Raw genomic sequence first — 21707 nt, forward strand, 5'->3', positions numbered from 1 at the left:
AATTCGCAGGTATGAAACAGCGGTTATTCCGCCTCTCTCATTGAAAGACAGATAAAAGTGGTAATCGAATGAAACTTAAAAAAAGCATTCTTATTTTACCTGGATTGATTATTGCTGTTGCAGCAATAGCACTTTTACTTTTTGCAAAGAAAATAGAAAATTTTTCTGCTCAAAAGGTTAATCTGACTCAAGATCTTATATTTACAGTACCTGCCGGAATAGGTCGTGCCGGGCTGGAGACATTATTAATTCAGCATAAGCTCATCGAAGATAATCAGTTATTGCAGTGGTTATTCCGTTTAGAACCAGAATTGGCCAAATTTAAGGCAGGGACTTATCGTCTACAAAAAAACATGACGTTAAAAGAAATACTGCAATTGTTCTCCAGTGGCAAAGAGGTGCAATTTTCTATTCGCTTTGTTGAAGGTAGTCGTCTTTCTGACTGGTCAAAGATATTGCAGAATGCGCCATACTTGAAGCATGAGGCAGAAGGAAAGTCGTCACAAGAACTGACAAAACTATTGGATATGAAAACAGGTGAATCACTGGAAGGGTGGTTTTATCCTGATACTTACCTCTATACCGCAGGTACACGTGATATAGAATTACTCAGGCGTGCTCACCAAAAAATGGGCATGTTAGTAGAGCAAGAATGGAAAAATCGTGCAGAGAATTTACCGTATAAGAGTGCTTATGAGATGTTAATTATGGCATCTATTATCGAAAAAGAGACTGCGGTAGATTCTGAACGTGCTAAGGTCGCGTCAGTATTTGTTAATCGTCTGCGGTTAAAAATGCGATTACAGACAGATCCGACAGTCACATATGGATTGGGAGATAAGTATACCGGAACCATTTTTCGTAGCAGCCTGACCACGTTTACACCATACAATACTTATCTGATTGAGGGACTGCCCCCGACGCCCATTGCCATGCCAGGTTTAGCATCGATCAAGGCAGCAGCACATCCGGCTGTGACTGATTATCTATATTTCGTTGCAGATGGTAACGGGGGGCATACATTTACTACGAATTTGGTAGCACATAATAAAGCGGTAAATCTTTATCGCCAGAGATTAAAGCAGGATAAATGAACAGCAAATTTATTGTTATTGAAGGGCTTGAAGGCGCAGGAAAAACTACGGCAATCCAAACTGTGGCTGATACATTGAAACAGCATGGTATTTCTGATCTTGTTTTTATCCGTGAACCGGGTGGAACTCCTTTAGCGGAAAAATTACGTCAATTGATCAAAGAAGAAATTGAAGGAGAAGTATTGACGGATAAAGCAGAAGTATTAATGCTTTACGCTGCCAGAGTTCAGTTAGTGGAAAATGTGATCAAGCCTGCTCTGGCGAAAGGTAGTTGGGTTGTCGGAGATCGCCATGATTTGTCTTCCCAGGCATATCAGGGTGGTGGCCGTGGTATTGACCAGAGCTTATTGTCTTCATTGCGTAGAGCAGCGCTTGGTGATTTTTACCCTGATTTGACCATTTATCTTGATTTACCGCCAGAGGTTGGTTTACAGCGTGCCCGCGAGCGTGGTGAATTGGATCGTATTGAAAAAGAATCGCTGGATTTTTTCTATCGTACCCGCACAAGGTATCTTGAACTGATAGAACAAGATAAGACCATCAAAAAAGTAGATGCAACACAGCCATTAGAAAAAGTACAGGACGATATTCGTCAGATTTTGTTTCATTGGCTGAAACAATGGGAAATGCAGGAATGAATTGGTATCCGTGGCTTAACCATGCGTATCGCCAGTTGATTGAGTCTCATCAACAAGGTCGTGGGCATCATGCCCTTTTGCTTCATGCTCATGAAGGAACTGGAGCGGAAGCATTACTTTATGGATTAAGCCGCTGGCTGATGTGTCAGGATAAACAAGGCGCAAAAAGTTGTGGTAAGTGTCACGGTTGTCATTTGATGCTGGCAGAAACCCATTCTGACTGGCATGTTCTTGCTCCCGAAAAGGGGAAAAACGTCATTGGCGTAGATGCAGTACGCCAGCTTAGTGAGAAACTTTACGAGTATTCTCAACAGGGCGGCGCTAAAATTGTGTGGTTACTATCAACCGAAGCGCTAACTGATGCAGCCTCTAACGCTTTGTTGAAAACGTTAGAAGAACCGCCCCGAAATACCTATTTCTTATTGAAGTGCCAACATCCGGCGAGTTTGCTGGCAACATTGCGAAGCCGCTGTTTTTATTATTTTCTGCCTGCTCCTGAAAATCAAACAGGGCTGTACTGGCTGCAAAATCAACTTCCGGCAATATCATCGCAGGATATTCAAACAGCATTAAAGTTGTCACAGGGAGCTCCATTGGCTGCAAAACAGTTACTCCAAACTGAAAAATGGCAACAGAGAACTGCATTTTGTCAGGCCATAACACAGGCTTTATATGACGATGATACTTTATCACTTTTACCATTACTGAATCGTGATGATGCACAGCAATCGTTATATTGGCTGATCAGCTTGCTGTCTGATGCGGTGAAATGGCGGCAAGAGGCACAAAATTACTGTATCAATCAAGATCAGCAGGTATTAATCCACCATTTGGCTTCTGGTCAAAGTGTGGAAAAATTATTAAATATGGTTGATGATTGGACGCGTTGTCGTCATCAATTAATATCCGTAGCGGGCATCAATCGGGAATTGTTACTGACTGAACAATTACTCAATTGGGAAAGTCAGCTTTGCTCCACTCGCTAACACATTTAGATACGGGCATATTATGTTTTTAGTGGATTCACATTGTCATCTCGACTGTTTAGATTATGAAACACTGCACAAAAGTGTAGATGATGTAGTGGCTAAAGCTGCAGAAAGGGATGTGAAATATATGCTGGCGGTAGCGACTACGTTGCCTGGTTTCCAGCAAATGAAAAATATGATTGGTAAACGTGAAAATATCGCGTATTCCTGCGGTATTCATCCATTGAATCTGGATGAAGGTTACGATTTTGATGAGCTTGCACGATTAGCTGCGGATAATGATGTAATCGCACTGGGGGAAACAGGACTGGATTATTATTATCAAAAAGAAAATGCTGAATTACAGAGAACTTCATTTCGCCAGCATATCCGTATCGGGCGTGAATTAAATAAGCCTGTGATTGTTCATACTCGTGAGGCAAGAGATGATACTCTGGCGGTTTTGCGAGAAGAAAACGTACGGGATTGTGGTGGAGTGCTGCACTGTTTTACAGAAGATAAAGATACAGCTAGGGATTTACTGGATCTCGGTTTTTATATTTCTTTCTCAGGTATTGTTACATTTCGTAATGCAGAACAAATTCGTGAAGCTGCAAAGTTTGTCCCTCTCGACCGTATTTTGGTAGAAACTGATTCACCTTATCTGGCTCCGGTTCCTTATCGTGGCAAGCAGAACCAGCCTGCTTATGTACGTGATGTTGCTGAGTATATGGCAGTACTGAAAGGCGTCAGCATTGAGATGTTGGCAGAAGTAACGACAAGAAACTTTTGTGACTTGTTCCATATTAATATTTAAGAAAATTAAATGATAAGAAAGGAGAAGTGAAATGGCAGAAGAAACTATTTTCAGCAAAATTATTCGTCGTGAAATTCCATCTGATATCGTATATCAGGATGATTTGGTGACGGCATTCCGGGATATTTCACCTCAAGCCCCAACTCATATTCTGATTGTCCCTAATGTCCTTATTCCAACAGTTAATGAAGTGACTCCAGAGCATGAACCAGCATTGGGGCGTTTGTTCACCGTTGCAGCGAAAATCGCCAAACAAGAAGGAATTGCAGAAGATGGCTATCGCCTTATCATGAACTGTAACCGTCATTCTGGACAGGAAGTGTTTCATATCCATATGCATTTGGTAGGTGGACATCCATTAGGTCCACTCTTGGCAGGATAATATTATTCGTCACTATTTTAGCTAATAAGTTTTCGTTAATAGATTTATGTTAATAGAACTGTGTATAACATATTCGTATGATAGTTGTGCTTAATAGTGTTGTAACCGGAGTAGATTAATGAAAAGAGTTCTCTTAGTTATATTATCAGCAATATTGTTGGCGAGTTGTTCATTAATACCACCACAGCCGCCTGCTCCTGTTACTCCTGCTGAACCAGAGCAAAAAACGGAACCTCCGGCAAAACCTCTGGAGAAAGTCCCTCAACCTCCAAAGATTCAATCGATTAGCTGGAATAGCATCATTCAGCCATTAGTTGAACAATTGGTCAATGCTCAGGGCGTAGAGGCAGGAAAAGTATTGCTTGTTGATACAGTTAAAAACAACACAAATGGCTCACTGAGAACACTTCAGGCTACTGATGCGATTACAGATGTGGTCAGTAAAAAACAGGTTTTTCAGATAGTACCGAAAAAACAGGTGATTGGCGCTCGGCAGGCATTAGGGTTGTCATCAGAAGATAGCCTGGCATCACGCAGTAAATCTATCGGTTTGGCGCGTTATCTGAATGCTGATTATGTGCTCTATTCTGTCGTGTCTGGTAACAATGAACAGCGTAAGATAGAGATGCAGCTTATGCTGGTCAAAACAGGCGAGATACTTTGGTCTGGTAGTGATGATATTGACTAATAATAAAGCCTTATTTGAGGTATTGCGTCAGAAATGGCCTGACATTCCTGCTAAAAATTGGGAAATCAGGCCATTAACAGGATTGACCCAGGGAAGCTACTATATTACGGATGGCATGCATCAGATGGTGGGACGCAAGCAAACGTGGCATGGTGGAACTCTGGGGGTGAATCGTCAACGGGAAAATCGCATCTTACGCAAGCTCTCTTTTGCTGGTATTGCCCCTAAAGTCATCGCCATGCATGGTGATTGGCTGTTATTAGAATGGCTGAGCGGAACAAAAGTTACGGCTGAAGCATTTGGTTTACCGTCAATTCAACAGTCGTTGGCGCAAATAGTTGCTAACCTCCATCACCATTCACCATTGGGTTATTCTCTCCAGCTTAAACAACAAATCGCATCCCAGTGGCAACAGATTGATAATCGAAGGCTTTCACCAGATTGGTTACGGTTACATAAATTATTTATGACAGCAAAAATGCCTACTCCCTTGAAAATAGCACCCGCTCACATGGATATTCATCCCGATAACCTGCTAATGACTTCAGAAGGCCTAAAATTGATTGATTGGGAATATGCAACGGATGTCGATATAGGTTTCTCATTGGCAACTTTATTTAAAGGTAATCAATGGGCTGAGATACAGCAGAAGACTTTTTTGCATTATTATTGTACCTACGCATCAGGCTACATTGATATCGTCTTATTGGAGCAAAAAATTAAGCAGTGGGAGCCATGGGTGAGATATATGATGCTGATGTGGTATGAAGTACGCTGGCAGCGGACAAAAGCGCCACAATTTTCAGCATTGGCTCATCCCTGGCGCCTGAGCTTTAATCTGGCGTTTTAGTCCGCAGGATGGTGGTTAATAAGATAATATCCAACAGATAACCGATACAAATAACCAATGCAAATAGAAGTGAGGAAAGTTATGGGTCCAGTAATGTTAGATGTTATTGGTTATGAGCTGGATAGTGAAGAACGTGAAATTCTGCAGCATCCATTAGTGGGTGGTTTGATCTTATTTACCCGCAATTTTCACGATACTCAGCAGTTACGCGATTTAGTTCGTCAGATCCGTGAAGCCTCCCGCCATCGTTTAGTTATCGCTGTTGATCAGGAAGGGGGACGTGTACAGCGTTTTCATGAAGGTTTTACTCGCTTACCTGCCGCCCAGTCTTTTGCCTGCTTGAATGATGAACTGATAGGGGGATATTTGGCAGAAGAGTCTGGTTGGCTGATGGCATCAGAAATGATTTCAATGGATATTGATATCAGTTTTGCTCCTGTACTGGACTTGGGACATAAGTGCACGGCGATTGGTGAACGTTCGTTTCATGAAGAGCCTGAACCGGCGATGATAATGGCTGAACGCTTTATCAGAGGGATGCATTCGGCAGGAATGAAATCAACGGGTAAACATTTTCCCGGACACGGAGCAGTAGCAGCAGATTCTCATAAAGAAACGCCATTGGATGATCGTTCAATGGATGCGATTAGCTGTCACGATATGTTGATCTTCCGAGATTTCATTCAACGAAATTTGCTTGATGCAATTATGCCAGCTCATGTGATCTACTCTCAGGTTGATCATCGTCCGGCAAGTGCTTCTCCTTACTGGTTAAACAACGTGTTGCGCCAGCAACTAGGATTTAATGGCATTATTTTTTCTGATGATCTGTCAATGGAAGGTGCGGCAGTTATGGGCGGGTATGCTGAACGTGCAAAAGCCTCAGTGGAAGCGGGATGTGACATGATTTTGGTGTGCAATAACCGTCAAGGGGCAACGGATGTCTTGGATAACTTACCAATGATTAACTCGAATAAAGTAACACGGTTATATCATCAGGGAGGTCAATTCAGTCTGGAAGAGCTGAAAAAATCAGAACGTTGGCAGCAGGCAAATAAGCAATTACATAATTTATGTGAACAGTGGCTAAGCTGCGGCTGATTACTGAATTTGTCTGATTGGTTGCTATCAAATCTAAGTAGGGTTACTGCCTGGTGATCCTATCTCTTTTGCTGCTTTATATTTATTTCTCCCTAAAGTTGGTTCCAGAATACCATTTTGTCAGAAAATTTCATAAATCACATAATGTTAACATTGTAAATTGCAAATTTTCATAAACCAGATTTAAGTCTGATTAATTAAACTAAGTACGTAAATTTTGTGATTGACGTCTAATTAATCAAAAGAATTTGATAGGGGCTATTTTTGGTATGACCTACTGACTAGCCATGATATTCTGGAGATATTTTCAGTGCGAAATTTATTATGCCTGATGTTATTTAAGAACGTTATCCAAAAATTGTTTTAGCACTTTACATAACATTAGTTGTATTTTCAGTGGGGTAGTCATGACAACGCCAAAGACAAGAATTGTCATTATTGGTGGGGGTGCTGGTGGTTTAGAGCTGGCAACACGTTTGGGACATAAATTAGGGCGTAAGCAAAAAGCCGAAATTACTTTAGTGGATCGCAACAACAGCCACTTATGGAAGCCATTATTGCATGAAGTCGCAACAGGCTCTCTTGATGATGGCGTTGATGCATTAAGTTATTTGGCCCATGCCAGTAACCATTACTTTAATTTCCAGTTAGGTTCACTTACAAATATCGATCGTGAAGGAAAGAAAGTCACACTGGCTGAGATCCGCAATGAAAGTGATGATTTACTAGTACCAGAGCGTGAGTTGGCTTACGACATTCTTGTCATGGCATTGGGTAGCCAATCGAATGATTTCGGTACGGCAGGTGTAAGAGAAAACTGTATTTTCCTTGATAACCCACAACAAGCACATCGTTTCCACAATGAGATGTTAAACCTGTTTCTGAAATATTCTGCAAATCAATGTGCGGAAGAGAAAGTTAACATTGCGATTGTTGGCGGTGGTGCAACAGGTGTTGAGCTTTCAGCAGAGCTGTATAACGCCGTTAAGCAGTTGAACAGTTATGGTTTCGAAAGCCTGAATTCAGACGCGTTGAATGTTACTTTGGTTGAGGCTGGTGAACGAATTCTGCCGGCATTGCCGCCACGTATTTCCAGTGCTGCGCATCAGGAATTAACCAAACTTGGTGTTAAAGTCTTAACCAAAACTATGGTAACCAGTGCAGATGAACATGGATTGAATACCAAAGATGGTGAACAGATCAAGGCTTCTTTAATGGTTTGGGCAGCGGGAATTAAGGCGCCTGATTTTATGAAAGAGATTGGGGGACTGGAAACAAACCGTATAAATCAGTTGGTAGTAAAACCTACTTTGCAGTCAACATTGGATGACAATATTTTTGCTATCGGCGATTGTGCATCATGCCCGAAAAAAGAGGGGGGTTTTGTTCCTCCACGCGCTCAGTCTGCTCACCAAATGGCAAGCCGTTGTTATAACAACATTTTGGCTCTATTGAATGAGAAACCACTGAAGGAATATGTGTATAAAGATCACGGTTCACTGGTATCTTTATCTAAATTCAGTACAGTTGGTAGTTTGATGGGTAACTTGATGCGTGGCTCCATGATGGTAGAAGGGCGTATTGCACGTATTGTTTATGTCTCTTTATACCGCATGCATCAGGTCGCATTACATGGATATATTAAAACAGGTTTAATGATGTTGGTTGGTGGAATTAATCGTGTTATTCGCCCACGTTTGAAATTGCACTAATTGAGTTAAAGTGGTTCATCTGGATTTAAGATATCCAAAATATTTCAGATGAACCATTAAACACTTTTTATTTTGTCTTGATTATTTATTATATTTTTTGTTATATACCTTTCATAATTATTTCTCTATTATTTTTTAAACCTGTTTAATCCTTGTAATAAGGCTAGTTTTAATTAGGTAACTATGGCATAACAATGTATGTCAATGTGTAAAAATTGAAAAATTTAGTAAAAACATTCAATCTAATGATGTATAAAGAATAGGGGATATAAATTGAATGAAAAAATTCTTCAATAGATTTTAAATCTTAATACAAATCAAAAGACTGAAAGATGAATAGCATTTATTTTAGTAGCTTCATAGGATTTTTCTTAATAATGAATTGAACGCATTTTTGGTTTCTACAAATAGTTAATGAGCATGTTTAAATTTGGGAGTATATCAAATTATTAATATAACAAGGTGCTATGTGAGTAAACTAAAGACAAGGCAGTGTGGGATTTACTCTCTGATTGTTATGATTGCCGTTGGTATCGCTGCAATATTTTATTTTAAAAAACCGCAGCCTAAAATTGCACAAGTGCTCTCTTCAGAGCCTATCAAAACAATGGCTTATGCCCATCAATATTATTGTAATGGGGGTATGTTACCCTTTCTAATCGGATTGGGAAATATTGAGAATAACCATCTTTCTGTATATAAGAATAGTATGTTCACTCTTATTGAAATGTTAAATATAAAAAGAGAATATCATGCATTGAACTATTCTCAGTTAAAAAATTGTGTCATGGTTTATGTCAAGGAAAAACGTATTATTGGGTATGACGTTATTTATATGATCGGTGATAAACCTGGTAAGGTGAGAGTGACACATAAACCAAAACAAACCATTCCTCTGGATGAAAAGGGGAGATTAATTCTCACGCCATATTTGTAGAAACAGGCCGTTTCAAAAAAGAACTGCGCCCCAGTCACATAGTTGCCTATGCTCCTGGGGATTGGTTTCCTGGCCGCCGCGACACCACTCGAAATTTATTGGGTATAGTCGCTGTTATATCTGATTTTGTTCGAATGCTTCCAATAATATTTGGACGAACGATAAACGTGTTGTCCTTTCGGTTAAATCAGTCATGAATTTTAATCTAGATGACCCGTCTAGTCGGTAAATGTTGGGCTGAGTTTGCAATAATTTGATGAGGTAATTGAGATCCACTTTGTTGTTTTGGCTAAATTCAATAAAGCCACCTTTCTCATGGGCTTCTATGCGTCTAATTCCCAACTTTTGGGCTGTCAGGCGGATAGAAGCAGATTGCAATAACTGTCGGCCCGGAGCAGGTAATGTACCGAATCGGTCAATTAATTCAACCTTCAATTCTGCCAGCTCATCATCATTTTGAGCACTCGCAATACGTTTATAGAAAGAAAGGCGCATATTCACATCAGGAATATAATCATCGGGTAAAAGTACTGGCATACGTATTCTACTTCGGTCTGGTTAGTGGTGAGATCCTCAAGTGATGGCTCTCGCCCATCTTTGAGTGCATCAACCGCACTTTCCAGTAATTCCATATAGAGAGTGAAACCGATACTCGCCATTTGACCACTTTGATCTTCGCCCAGAAGTTCACCAGCTCCCCTGATTTCCAGATCATGAGTTGCCAGTGCAAATCCTGCCCCCAGATCTTCAAGGGAGGCAATTGCTTCCAGCCGTTTCTGGGCGTCTGTGGTCATCGCCTTTGGATGAGGAGTCAGTAAATAAGCATAAGCCTGGTGGTGGGAGCGGCCAACACGTCCCCGCAATTGATGCAATTGAGCCAGACCAAAATGGTCTGCGCGTTCAATAATAATGGTATTGGCTGTAGGAATATCAATACCTGTTTCAATAATCGTAGTACATATCAGCACATTAAAACGCTGATGATGAAAATCTGCCATGACCCGTTCCAGATCACGTTCGCGCATTTGCCCATGGCCGACAACGATTCTGGCTTCAGGAACTAATTCTTCCAATCGATTTTTTGCTTTCTCAATATTCTCAACATCGTTATAAAGATAATAAACCTGACCACCACGTAAAATTTCACGCAGGATAGATTCTCGAACCACTAAGCTATCATATTCACGCACAAAGGTTTTCACTGCCAGTCGACGCGCTGGTGGTGTGGCAATAATTGATAAATCTCGCATACCACTCATTGCCATATTGAGTGTTCGCGGAATAGGGGTTGCTGTCATAGTCAGAACATCAACATTTGCGCGGATAGCTTTAATACGCTCTTTGTGACGAACACCAAAACGGTGTTCTTCATCAACAACCAACAATCCCAGATCTTTCCAACGGAGATCATTCTGTAACAGTTTATGAGTGCCGATGATAATATCGACTTTCCCCTCTGCTGCCATATCTATAACTTGTTGCTGTTCTTTAGCACTGCGGAATCGGGACATAACTTCAATATGTACAGGCCAATTCGCAAAACGATCGCGGAAATTGTCATAATGCTGTTGAGCCAGTAGAGTAGTCGGAACTAAAACAGCGACCTGTTTATTATTATTGATAGCGGTAAAAGCAGCACGCATTGCCACTTCTGTCTTACCGAAACCAACATCACCACATACCAGCCTGTCCATGGCGATGGGCTGACACATATCACTTAATACGGCATTGATGGCTTGTTCTTGATCCGGTGTTGTATCGAACGGGAAACTCTGGCAGAACAGTTGATACTGCTCCCGATCGTGCTTAAACGCAAAACCAGGCTTAATGGCACGCCGTGCATATACATCCAGTAACTCAGCCGCGACATCACGGACTTTTTCTGCTGCTTTCTGGCGTGCTTTATTCCAGGCATCACCACCAAGTTTGTGCAGAGGCGCATTTTCCTCTGCTCCTCCAGCGTAACGACTGATTAAGTGTAGGGAGGAGACGGGGACATACAATTTGTCCTCCCCGGAGTAGGTCAGGATGAGGTATTCAGCCTTAATTCCGCCTGCTTCCAGTGTCGTTAGCCCTTGGTAGCGTCCAACACCATGTTCAAGGTGTACAACGGGTTGACCATGACGCAATTCTGCAAGGTTACGGATCAAAGTATCAGTATTGATTGTGCGACGGTGATCTTGACGGCGGCGACTCACTCGTTCACCAAGCATATCGCTTTCACAGATCAGGGCTAGTTTTTTCTCCTCATCAACGAAGCCTTGTTCTGCTGCACCGATCATTAAAAAACAGCCCGGCTCCTTGGCATCCGCCAACTGTTGTATTTTTATTGGGTGAATTTTGATCCGCGATAGTAATTCGTTTACAGACTCCCGGCGTCCTTCACTTTCCACTGAAAAAATGATCTTACCGTTAAATTGCTCTATAAAACGGCGCACTTTATCCAAAGGGGCTTTTTGATGCGCAGCAACGGATATATCGGGTAAAGGCTGGTAAGCGAGATTGATACTCCCGGCCTTTTGTGGCAGTTCTTCGTTTCTGATTTGGAGGCGGGGCCAGTTTTTCAATTCAGCGAATAGCTTATCGACAGGAAGCCAAATTCGTTCAGGTGGCAATAATGGCCGCATTGGGTCAACTTTACGGCTCTCAAAACGTTGTCCTGTGTCCTGCCAAAAACGTTCGGCTGTTGCCATTAGATCTTGTGTAATAAGCAGGGTGTTTTCTGGCAAGTAATCAAAGAGTGTGGATAAAGGTTGCTCAAAGAATAATGGCTGCCAGTATTCAATACCTGCCGGTAGTGTTTTTTTACTGACTTGTTGATAAATATGTTCAGCATCACGGCGAACTTCAAACTGCTCACGCCATTGGCTGCGAAATAATTCGATAGCTTCTTTATCTGTAGGGAATTCATGGGCAGGCAGTAAACTGATTTTATCTACTTCCATGAGTGTACGTTGGCTGTCCACATCAAAAGTGCGCAGGCTATCGATTTCATCATCAAAAAAATCGATACGGTAAGGGTGTTCACTCCCCATAGGGAAGAGATCAAACAGGGCGCCACGTGTGGCAAATTCACCATGCTCAAGCACTTGATCCACACTGCGATAACCGGCTTGTTCCAGATCAGCACGTAATTTGTCACGGGAAAGTCGTTGCCCTTTATGCATGATCAAAGCATGCCCTCTGAGGTATTCATGCGGGCAAACCCGCTGCATTAATGTATTCACAGGTAAGATAAGAACACCTTTCATCATGAAAGGTAATTGATACAGCGTAGATAAACGGTTTGAAATGATTTCCTGGTGGGGTGAAAAACTATCGTAAGGCAATGTTTCCCAATCTGACAGTAAGTTTATTGGGGCATGGGTGAATTGTGGAATTTCATCACGTAACCGTAAGGCATTCTGCATATCTTTTGTTACAAGCAGAACAAGCCCTGAGTGACGTTCAATGATTTCGGCGCATTCTATGGCACAAGCAGCGCCGATTAGGTGGCCTAATTGGCGGATATCACCGCGACGTTCAGGAAGTTGATAACGATATTTTGCTGACATAAGCGTTTAATGTGTTCTCTAAGATTCAGTCCATTCCCAACACATTTTTAACCCAGTAGCCTTTACAATAAATACGCTGGCAGGTTGAGAGGCAAGGTTGAGAGAAAGTAAAAAACACAGAACCGAAGTATGAATGGCTCCATGAAGGTACAACTCCCCTTTATTATCCCTGAACACTTTGCTTTGGCAACAGGAGCGTGACAGATTTGGTGTTTTGATTGATGAACGGTCGGGTATATCGACTGTAGAAAGAAAAAAATCAATTACTGTAAAAAAATGAATATTATTCAATGAAATCTATAAGGATTTTAAATAAGATTCATAAATAATACCTATATGTACGGTAAAAATTTGTTATCAGAAGAAGTGATTGCTTTTACTTTAAAGATATATTTAATGAAGCTGGCAATCTAAAAACATAGTCGTTTTGTATGTTGATTTTTTAAGAGAATGTTTGGTAAAAGTTTTAGGTTTAATGCTTAACTTTTATTGAAAATATAAATATATATTTTTGAAATCATTCATCGATTAGTTAATTTCCGAATGCAGTCAATATAAATAAAGAAGGGCAGAAAATTTCTAAGGGTTATAAATAGATTAAAGTTTTTTATAAGGGAGTGAAACCGAAATGAGGTCTATTTATTATGAAGTGGTTGTCCCCTTATGAATGTAAATGATTTAGATACTTGTCCAGTATTCCTTGGTTTGAATTCCTAAGAGTGATAATGTTCATATATTTATAAATAATTTGTATGCCCGGTCATCAATAATGTCTCAAAATGAAGAAATTAATTTATAAGTTAAAATTTGACCATTTTTATCTCCAACTTGGAGAGGTGATAAGCAATCCTCAATCAAACAGTGATAATATGCAATAAATGAATTATAGGGATGTTAGGCTTGTACGTAAAATGTTCAAAAAATAGAGGCGAAATATGATCTTATTTATTAATCTATTATTTTTAAACAGATTTATTTGATATGGCGGACTCCATGTTTCAATCTGTCTCATTATTTATCGGATTGCGCTATATGCGCGGACGAGCGGTCGATAAGTTTGGCCGCTTTGTTTCTTGGTTATCAGCCATTGGCATCACATTGGGAGTGGCTGCATTAATTACTGTGTTATCAGTGATGAACGGTTTTGAGCGTTCATTGGAAGCCAGTATTTTGGGTTTTATGCCTCAGGCAATCATTACTTCAGAAAAAGGTTCAATTAATCCTGTTGAATACCCTGATAGCCAACTTTCAGGATTAAAAGGGGTTACCCGTATCGAGCCGATTGTTCAGGGGGATGTTGTGCTGCAAAGTGCCCGTAATGTGGGTGTCGGAGTGATGTTGGGCATTATGCCAGGTGAATATACTCCATTGGCAAAATATACGGTCAATGTTGACCCTAGCCAATTACAGCCTGGTCGTTATTCCGTGATCTTAGGGGAAAAATTGGCGGCAAGATTGGGAGTAAAACGGGGAGATCAAATTCGTGTTATTGTGCCGAGTGCCAGTCAACTAACTCCAATGGGGAGGATACCCAGTCAGCGTTTATTTACGGTGGCTGGAACATTCTTTGCTAACAGTGAAGTTGATGACACAGAAATGTTGGTTAATCAGCAAGATGCAGCTCGTCTTTTACGTTATCCCGTTAATAATATTACGGGCTGGCGTTTGTACCTCAATGAGCCATTAAAAGTAGATGAACTGAGTCAGCAACCACTGCCAAAAGATTTAATCTGGAAAGATTGGCGTGAACGTAAAGGCGAGTTTTTTCAGGCTGTGCGAATGGAAAAAAATATGATGGGATTATTGCTTAGCCTGATCATTGCAGTTGCTGCTTTCAATATTATTACTTCCCTCTCTTTATTGGTGATGGAAAAACAAGGAGAGATTGCTATTTTGCAGACACAAGGGCTGACCCGTCGTCAGATAATGACTATTTTTATGATCCAGGGAGCAGGAGCGGGTATCATGGGTGCTTTACTGGGAACGGGATTGGGAATACTGCTTTCCAGTCAGTTAAATAATTTAATGCCCGTTATCGGCCTGATGACTGAAGGTGTGCAGTTACCTGTCGCCATTGAACCTGTTCAAGTGGTAATAATAGCCATTATTGCCATGTTTATCTCGTTGCTATCAACTTTATACCCTTCCTGGCGCGCGGCTGCCATCCAACCTGCTGAGGCTTTACGTTATGAGTAACCAACCTTTATTGTTATGTCATCATTTGTGCAAAAAATATCAGGAAGGGCAGGTTTCTACCGAGGTATTAAAAAACGTCACTTTTTCTATGCAACAGGGAGAAATGATGGCAATTGTCGGGAGCTCTGGTTCTGGCAAAAGTACTCTGTTGCACTTACTTGGTGGATTGGATTCACCGACCGCTGGTGAAGTTATTTTCAAGGGAAAATCTCTTAATAAGATGTCTGCTTCCAGACGAGCGCAATTACGGAACAGTGAAATTGGTTTTATTTACCAGTTTCATCATCTGCTACCTGATTTCAATGCACTAGAAAATGTCGCTATGCCATTACTTATCGGAGGTAAAAAACGTCAGGCTCAACAAAAGGCATTGGACATGTTGGCGGCAGTGGGATTGGACAATCGGGCACACCACCGGCCTTCTGAATTATCAGGAGGAGAACGTCAAAGAGTTGCCATTGCCCGTGCATTAGTCAATGAACCCTCATTAGTGCTGGCAGATGAACCGACAGGCAACCTTGATCAACGTAATGCTGACAGTATCTTTGAGCTTTTGAAAGAACTGAATCAACGGCAAGGTACGGCATTTTTGGTAGTAACTCATGATCTGAAATTGGCTGACCGATTGGCTCGTCAGGTAGAAATGCGCGACGGATATTTACAGGATGAATTAACCCTAATGGGGGAAATGTAATGGCAAATCTGCCTCTTGCATTGTTCACTGCATTACGTTTCAGCCGGGGTCGTCGTTATGCGGGGATGGTTTCTCTCATCTCAATTATTTCGACAATGGGAATTATGCTCGGTGTTGCGGTGTTGATTATCGGATTGAGTGCTATGAATGGTTTTGAACGTGAATTGAAAAACCGGGTACTTTCTGTTGTACCACATGGGCAAATTTTTGCAGTGGAACAACCTTTTCAGCATTGGGAACAAGCACTTGAACAAGTAAAACGAACACCGGGTATTGTAGGAGCATCACCTTACATCGAATTTACCGGGTTGATGGAGCGAGGTGATAAACTCCATGCTGTTCAAGTACGTGGAGTAGAACCTTCCACTGAGCCCGATGTCAGTGCTTTGCCTCAATTTGTTAGCAACGGATCTTGGCAAACATTTCAGGCGGGAAAACATCAGGTGATTTTAGGGCAAGGAGTAGCAAGTTCACTAAATGTGAAGAAAGGTGATTGGTTAACAGTCATGATACCTAATAGCGATCCGAGTCTGAAATTATTACAACCTAAACGGCTCCGTTTACAGGTTGCCGGAATTTTTCAGTTGAGTGGCTTATTGGATCATCGTTTAGCTTTGGTTCCATTATCTGATGCGCAACAATATCTGGATTATGGTGATGGTATTACCGGCATTGCTATCAAAGCTGACAATGTTTTTGCCGCAGAACAGCGAGTTTTGGATGCAGGTAAAGCAACAGGAAGATATGTTTATATCAGTACATGGATCAAAGATTACGGTTACATGTATAACGATATTCAGATGATACGTGGCATCATGTATCTGGCTATGATCCTGGTTATTGGGGTGGCTTGTTTTAATATCGTTTCAACGCTGATTATGGCTGTCAAAGATAAAAGCAGTGATATCGCTATCCTGCGTACATTGGGTGCCAAAGATGGTCATATCAGGGCGATCTTTTTATGGTATGGATTACTGACTGGTATGGTTGGTAGTATCATTGGCGTCATTGTCGGAATTTTCACATCGCTTAATTTGACGGCTATCATTAAAGGGATGGAGAGATTGTTCGGGCATCAATTCCTTTCCGGGGATATCTATTTTATTGATTTTTTGCCGTCAGAGTTACATGCCATGGATATTGTCTATGTGTTGTCAACAGCTCTTATCTTGAGCTTGTTAGCCAGTTGGTATCCTGCTCGTCGGGCCAGTAAACTTGATCCAGCGCGGATTTTGAGTGGTCAATAATATTCCAGAGTATCAACTATTACCTAAGCGCGTTATCTTACGGAGTTAACTGAGCAGAAAAGATGGCTTGAACATGTCCCGGATGGAACAGCAGTAAAATTCACAGATACTGAGGAAATGTTCCTAAAGAAACTGATCTTAAAAAGTCACTGGTCTTCAAAAAGGAGTAGTTTAAGGAGATGGTCATATGCGTGTTATTCATCGGCTCAGTAAATTCTGTAAGATTAGGCGACTGCGGCGTCAGCGATTTCATAGGCAAATTTTTTACAGGGATATTCGCTTGGCAAATAAAATAAAAAATCCCCATGTGGTGGTACTGACTGGAGCGGGTATTTCCGCTGAGTCAGGGATCAGAACTTTTCGCTCTTCTGATGGTTTATGGGAAGAGCACCGTGTTGAAGATATTGCTACACCTGAAGGGTTTAAACGTGATCCTGAATTAGTTCAGGAATTTTATAATGCACGTCGAGAGCAGCTACAACAGCCGGAAATCCAGCCCAATGCTGCACATTACGCTTTGGCAAAACTTGAGCAAGAACTGGGTGATAACTTTCTGTTAGTGACGCAAAATATTGATAACTTGCATGAACGAGCGGGAAGCCAGCGTATTATTCATATGCATGGTGAACTCCTGAAAGTCCGTTGCTGTCAATCTGGGCAGGTTATTGAGTGGACATCGAAACTGTCTATGGAAGATCGCTGTCATTGCTGTCAATTTCCCTCGTTACTGCGTCCCCATGTTGTGTGGTTTGGGGAAATGCCACTAGGAATGGAGCAGATTTATTCTGCTTTGGCTAAGGCAGATATTTTTATTGCTATTGGTACTTCCGGTCACGTTTATCCCGCGGCAGGTTTTGTGCATGAAGCGAAGTTATCCGGTGCACATACTGTTGAGCTGAATTTAGAGCCTAGTCAGGTTGAAAGTATGTTTGATGAAAAACTCTATGGTAATGCCAGCCAAATAGTCACTCAATATATTCAATCACTACTCCAGCAGATAGATTGATCTTTTCTCAGTTACACATCTTTAGCGATATTCAGCCATGCTCCCCAGCCACATTGTTAGCGATGTGACTGGGGCACTCACTGGTTCTGCTTTTTCACCGATACGGCTTTAATAAAACTTAAAATTTGATTTAGTCATTGATCGGTTAATCATCAAAGTACCAATAACCACTATTAACTAAAGCGGTAAGCAAGCTGATAAAGCATACATCATCAATGGCATCGCCCAGAATATCAGCATTGACACGATCATATTGGCAAAGCGCATCAGCCGCTTGCAAATGAGGTGTATCCATCTGTTCGCCATTAACGAAACATTTATCACCGACACGCAAAGCACGTAATCCGCTCAGACGAGTCAGGCTTTCACCTTGTTTGAGTAATTCATAGATTTCGTCACTTTCATAGGGGGGTTCTGGTGGAGCAATATCCAGTTCATGACGTGACTGAGAGATAAACTCGCCAAACCAGTTTTGGAATGTTTCAGGTTGATCCAGTAAATCCTGCATCATGGCACGCAAGGTGGTCAGTTCTTTTTCCTGAATGAGCGCGGGGTTATCACGGAATGTCAGTTCAGGATCACTATAACGGTGGCTTCCTAACTCATTTGCCAGAATATAGTCGGCAAAACCACTAAATAATTCACGGGCATTCGGGGCGCGGAAGCCTACAGAATAATTTAGTGAATCTTCAATGGAATAACCTTCGTGTGGATAACCAGGTGGAATATAAAGGATATCTCCTGGCAGCATTTCTTCATCAATAATGGCTTCAAAAGGTTCAACTTGTAATAAATCGGGATGTGGACAATGTTGTTTCATCGGGATCTTGTCGCCAACACGCCAGCGTCTGCGACCTTGCCCTTGGATGATAAATACATCATATTGATCAAGATGAGGGCCGACACCGCCGCCCGGAACAGAGAAAGAAACCATCAAATCATCCATCCGCCAGTCTGAAAGTACACGGAATGGTTTCATCAGTGCAGAGGAGGGGTGATGCCAATGATTAACGGCTTGTACGAGTAGTGACCAATTTTTATCGCTCAGATGGTCATAGCTTTCAAATGGCCCATGAGAAACTTCCCAGCGACTGTTTTTCTGGCTGACTAAACGGCTATCGATTTCGTTTTCCATTGCCAATCCAGCCAGTTCATCGGGCGAAAGTGGGTCGATAAATTGCTGGAAACCCTGTTTGATCAGCAGTGGTCGTTTTTGCCAATGATTCTGCAAAAACGTCTGCCAGTCCAGATTCAGCTGATAATTCATGGTGATATCCTGAGTGACAAGAAAATTTTTGGTTATTATAACGGATAGTCAATCGAGTTATCAGATTGGGATGAAATATTTCGAGCCTGCTCCCATTAAACATGAGTTGTTAATGAGGGTTGTCAGGAAGCATTGCTCGCTATCCGTTGGTTTCGGAAGGTTACACTCACTCTGGCACCTGCCAAATGGCTATTGCTAATGCTGATATTACCATCATATTGTTCCACAATTTCTGAGGCGATTGATAACCCCAATCCTTGTCCCGGACGTAATGTATCTGCTCTTAGTCCACGTTCGAAAACGATACTGCGTTTATCGGGAGGAACACCTGGCCCATCATCATCGATAATAATGGTAATGAAATTTTCACCTGTCAGAGCAGTTACTTCGACAAACTCCAGACAATATTTACAGGCATTCTCCAAAATATTCCCAATGACTTCTAAAAAATCATTTTTTTCACCTAACCAAGTCAGTTCAGGGGAAATATCTAAAGTGATGTTGACACCTTTGTGTTGATAAACTTTTGTTAATGCATTGATAAGACTATCGAGTAAGGTTGGAACTGAAAAAACTTTTTTTAGAATGAGGTTATGATCGTTGTATATATTGGCTCGATGTAAGTAATAACCAATTTGTTGGGAAATCCGGTCAATTTGTTCAAGCATGATTGGCTCAGCTTGTTCAATGGACATCTGTTCACTTGAGCGAAGGGAACGGAGTGTGGATTGCAGCACCGCCAGGGGAGTTTTCAGGCTATGTGTCAAATCAGATAAGGTTGTTCGATACTTCGTATAACGCTGACGCTCATTGTCCAATAATGCATTCAAGTTCTTAATCAAACCTTTTAATTCGGATGGGGGGTTTTCGTCTAATTCTTCACGTTCACCTTTTTCCAGAGAGCTTATTTGAAAGATTAACGACTTAATCGGACGTAAGCTCCAGTCAGCCGCAAGCCAGATCAATGGAGCAACTAAAATCAGATTGGCAATCAATACATATCCAAACCATTCCCAGATTTTTTCTGACGGTAGTATATTCTGTGGAAGGGTATTGATAACAGCAATGGTCATTGCAGGGAGAGTATCAGTGGCCGGATAAATATTGATAGCAACGGAATAAGTTAATAGCTCTTTCTCATCTATGTTATCACTATTGGTAATAACCTTATTGTTATTGCCACTCTTGTTTTTTTTGCTGATATTGTTCTTCTTATTGGTGTCAGCATGGTTATTTGTTGTGTGTTTATTGTCTGACTCAGAATATAGTTTAGAATTTATATCTGCATAATAAGCCTCTAGTTCATATAAGCCATTCTTTTTTAGCCAGCTAGAGGGGATTCTTTTTTCAAGTTCTGGTGCGTAATGCTGACGCCAGAGAATTTTATTTTTATCGTCATAAATCAGGGTTAATGAGCGATTATCTGTGTGGAAGTTTACAGGTAAAAGAATATCCAGCTTATTTTCTTTCCATCTGGCAAGGGAATAAAATAAATTACTCTGGTTACTGAGTATAGCATAAGTATCATTATCTAAACGCATTAAATACCCGACAATGGCGACAATCCCATATGGCAAAGTCAATGCGAGAATAATAACTGTCGTCGCCATGAGAAATCGTGTTCTCAGAGAGACATGCTTTCCCGGTAATTTAAACATTACGCTATTTCACATCAAAACGATAGCCTTGGCCACGGACAGTAACAATAACCTCATCCGGCCATTCGTTCAGTATTTTTTTTCTTAAACGCCCCATTAATACATCAATTGTATGACTTTCACGTAATTCAGCGTCAGGATACAACTGCCTCATCAATAGTTCCTTACTGACAACTTTACCATTATTACGCATCAAGGTTTCAATAATCGTATATTCGAAGGCGGTCAATTTTATCTTTTTACCATTAACAGAAAACTCCTTACGTGAGAGATCGATTAAAAACGGTGGTAATTCGGCAACTTGAGATGCTAATCCGCTATTACGACGCATCAGGGCTTGTATACGTGCATTAATTTCCTCTAGCTGGAAAGGCTTGGTAACGTAATCATCTGCTCCGGCGTTCAACACAGTCACTTTTTCTTGCCAGCTTTCACGGGCAGTGAGAATGAGAATGGGGATATTAATATGATCGCTACGCCAGCGTTTAATTAAACTCAAACCATCTTCTCCTGGTAATCCCAGATCAATGATTGCGACATCAGGATGGTTTTCTTTCAGGTAATAATCTGCCTCTTTTGTATCTTCGGCAGCATCAACCTGATGGCCAATATCCCGGAGCTGTACTTTTAAGTGATGGCGAAGTAACGCATTATCTTCAACTATTAATATTCGCATAATGATTCCTTATGCTAACCAGTAAAATTTATCAAATAAATCTTAAATAGCCAGATAGTCAAATTAATCAGTGGATTTAAATAGATTATAGATATACTGTTAAGATTAAACCAACTATAGTAACTAATCAGTCTATTGTTGGTATGTTAATGAATGAATTGTCAAAAACAATAAGTTGATTCAATAATAGCTTATAACTTTACAACTTATTTATATTTCATA

Annotated in this window: 17 protein-coding genes and 1 pseudogene; 14 read left to right on the forward strand and 4 right to left on the reverse strand. The window is 41.0% G+C overall.

The features are described from left to right. The first annotated feature begins 68 nt into the window (after positions 1 to 68). The 10 genes from mltG to umoD all read left to right on the forward strand — a co-directional run bounded on the left by mltG (position 69) and on the right by umoD (position 9187). Positions 69 to 1094 carry an endolytic transglycosylase MltG gene (gene mltG, locus AAC852_RS17870; RefSeq protein ID WP_340622146.1) on the forward strand — a complete coding sequence of 342 codons (1026 nt, stop codon included), beginning with the start codon at positions 69 to 71 and terminating at the stop codon, positions 1092 to 1094. Then, a complete protein-coding gene (tmk, locus tag AAC852_RS17875) occupies positions 1091 to 1732 on the forward strand; it encodes a dTMP kinase (RefSeq protein WP_340622147.1) in 642 nt (213 codons plus the stop codon). The genes mltG and tmk overlap by 4 nt, the downstream gene beginning before the upstream one ends. Continuing rightward, on the forward strand, positions 1729 to 2718 hold the full coding sequence (gene holB, locus AAC852_RS17880; protein WP_340622148.1) for a DNA polymerase III subunit delta': 990 nt from the start codon (positions 1729 to 1731) through the stop codon (positions 2716 to 2718). The genes tmk and holB overlap by 4 nt, the downstream gene beginning before the upstream one ends. A gap of 22 nt (positions 2719 to 2740) precedes the next feature. Beyond that, positions 2741 to 3517 carry a metal-dependent hydrolase gene (locus AAC852_RS17885; RefSeq protein WP_340622149.1) on the forward strand — a complete coding sequence of 259 codons (777 nt, stop codon included), beginning with the start codon at positions 2741 to 2743 and terminating at the stop codon, positions 3515 to 3517. Between the two features lie 31 nt (positions 3518 to 3548). Continuing rightward, complete coding sequence (hinT, locus tag AAC852_RS17890) at positions 3549 to 3899, forward strand: purine nucleoside phosphoramidase (protein ID WP_340622150.1); 351 nt, start codon at positions 3549 to 3551, stop codon at positions 3897 to 3899. Positions 3900 to 4017: 118 nt separating this feature from the next. Then, entirely contained in the window at positions 4018 to 4587 is a 570-nt protein-coding gene (gene lpoB / locus AAC852_RS17895; RefSeq protein WP_340622151.1) for a penicillin-binding protein activator LpoB, read from the forward strand. After that, positions 4574 to 5437: a phosphotransferase gene (locus tag AAC852_RS17900; RefSeq protein WP_340622152.1), complete on the forward strand. Its 864-nt coding sequence runs from the start codon at positions 4574 to 4576 to the stop codon at positions 5435 to 5437. The genes lpoB and AAC852_RS17900 overlap by 14 nt, the downstream gene beginning before the upstream one ends. Positions 5438 to 5518: 81 nt before the next feature. After that, on the forward strand, positions 5519 to 6538 hold the full coding sequence (gene nagZ / locus AAC852_RS17905; protein WP_340622153.1) for a beta-N-acetylhexosaminidase: 1020 nt from the start codon (positions 5519 to 5521) through the stop codon (positions 6536 to 6538). A 407-nt stretch (positions 6539 to 6945) separates the two neighbouring features. After that, positions 6946 to 8250 carry an NAD(P)/FAD-dependent oxidoreductase gene (locus AAC852_RS17910; protein ID WP_340622154.1) on the forward strand — a complete coding sequence of 435 codons (1305 nt, stop codon included), beginning with the start codon at positions 6946 to 6948 and terminating at the stop codon, positions 8248 to 8250. A gap of 469 nt (positions 8251 to 8719) precedes the next feature. After that, complete coding sequence (gene umoD / locus AAC852_RS17915; protein ID WP_340622155.1) at positions 8720 to 9187, forward strand: UmoD family flagellar biogenesis regulator; 468 nt, start codon at positions 8720 to 8722, stop codon at positions 9185 to 9187. 114 nt (positions 9188 to 9301) lie between these two features. Here umoD and mfd read toward each other — a convergent pair. Continuing rightward, positions 9302 to 12741 (reverse strand): annotated as a pseudogene (gene mfd, locus AAC852_RS17920) (transcription-repair coupling factor). Between the two features lie 993 nt (positions 12742 to 13734). Here mfd and lolC point away from each other — a divergent pair. From lolC to cobB, 4 genes are all read left to right on the forward strand, one after another. Further along, entirely contained in the window at positions 13735 to 14937 is a 1203-nt protein-coding gene (lolC, locus tag AAC852_RS17925; RefSeq protein ID WP_340622156.1) for a lipoprotein-releasing ABC transporter permease subunit LolC, read from the forward strand. Further along, entirely contained in the window at positions 14930 to 15631 is a 702-nt protein-coding gene (lolD, locus tag AAC852_RS17930) for a lipoprotein-releasing ABC transporter ATP-binding protein LolD (protein ID WP_340622157.1), read from the forward strand. Before lolC ends, lolD begins: the two co-directional genes overlap by 8 nt. Next, positions 15631 to 16878 (forward strand): lipoprotein-releasing ABC transporter permease subunit LolE, encoded by a 1248-nt coding sequence (gene lolE, locus AAC852_RS17935; RefSeq protein WP_340622158.1) that lies wholly within the window; start codon positions 15631 to 15633, stop codon positions 16876 to 16878. Before lolD ends, lolE begins: the two co-directional genes overlap by 1 nt. A 187-nt stretch (positions 16879 to 17065) precedes the next feature. Further along, positions 17066 to 17884: a Sir2 family NAD+-dependent deacetylase gene (cobB, locus tag AAC852_RS17940; protein ID WP_340622159.1), complete on the forward strand. Its 819-nt coding sequence runs from the start codon at positions 17066 to 17068 to the stop codon at positions 17882 to 17884. Between the two features lie 145 nt (positions 17885 to 18029). On the opposite strand, the gene AAC852_RS17945 is transcribed toward cobB, so the two are convergent. The 3 genes from AAC852_RS17945 to phoP all read right to left on the reverse strand — a co-directional run bounded on the left by AAC852_RS17945 (position 18030) and on the right by phoP (position 21485). Then, the gene (locus AAC852_RS17945) at positions 18030 to 19151 is read right to left on the reverse strand and encodes a ribosomal protein uL16 3-hydroxylase (protein ID WP_340622160.1); all 1122 of its coding nucleotides are present in this window, start codon (positions 19149 to 19151) and stop codon (positions 18030 to 18032) included. A 122-nt stretch (positions 19152 to 19273) separates the two neighbouring features. Then, a complete protein-coding gene (phoQ, locus tag AAC852_RS17950; RefSeq protein ID WP_340622161.1) occupies positions 19274 to 20809 on the reverse strand; it encodes a two-component system sensor histidine kinase PhoQ in 1536 nt (511 codons plus the stop codon). A 4-nt stretch (positions 20810 to 20813) separates the two neighbouring features. Continuing rightward, complete coding sequence (phoP, locus tag AAC852_RS17955; protein ID WP_047679600.1) at positions 20814 to 21485, reverse strand: two-component system response regulator PhoP; 672 nt, start codon at positions 21483 to 21485, stop codon at positions 20814 to 20816. Positions 21486 to 21707: the final 222 nt, after the last annotated feature.

It is taken from the genome of Xenorhabdus siamensis (assembly GCF_037996745.1).
GTDB lineage: Bacteria > Pseudomonadota > Gammaproteobacteria > Enterobacterales > Enterobacteriaceae > Xenorhabdus > Xenorhabdus indica.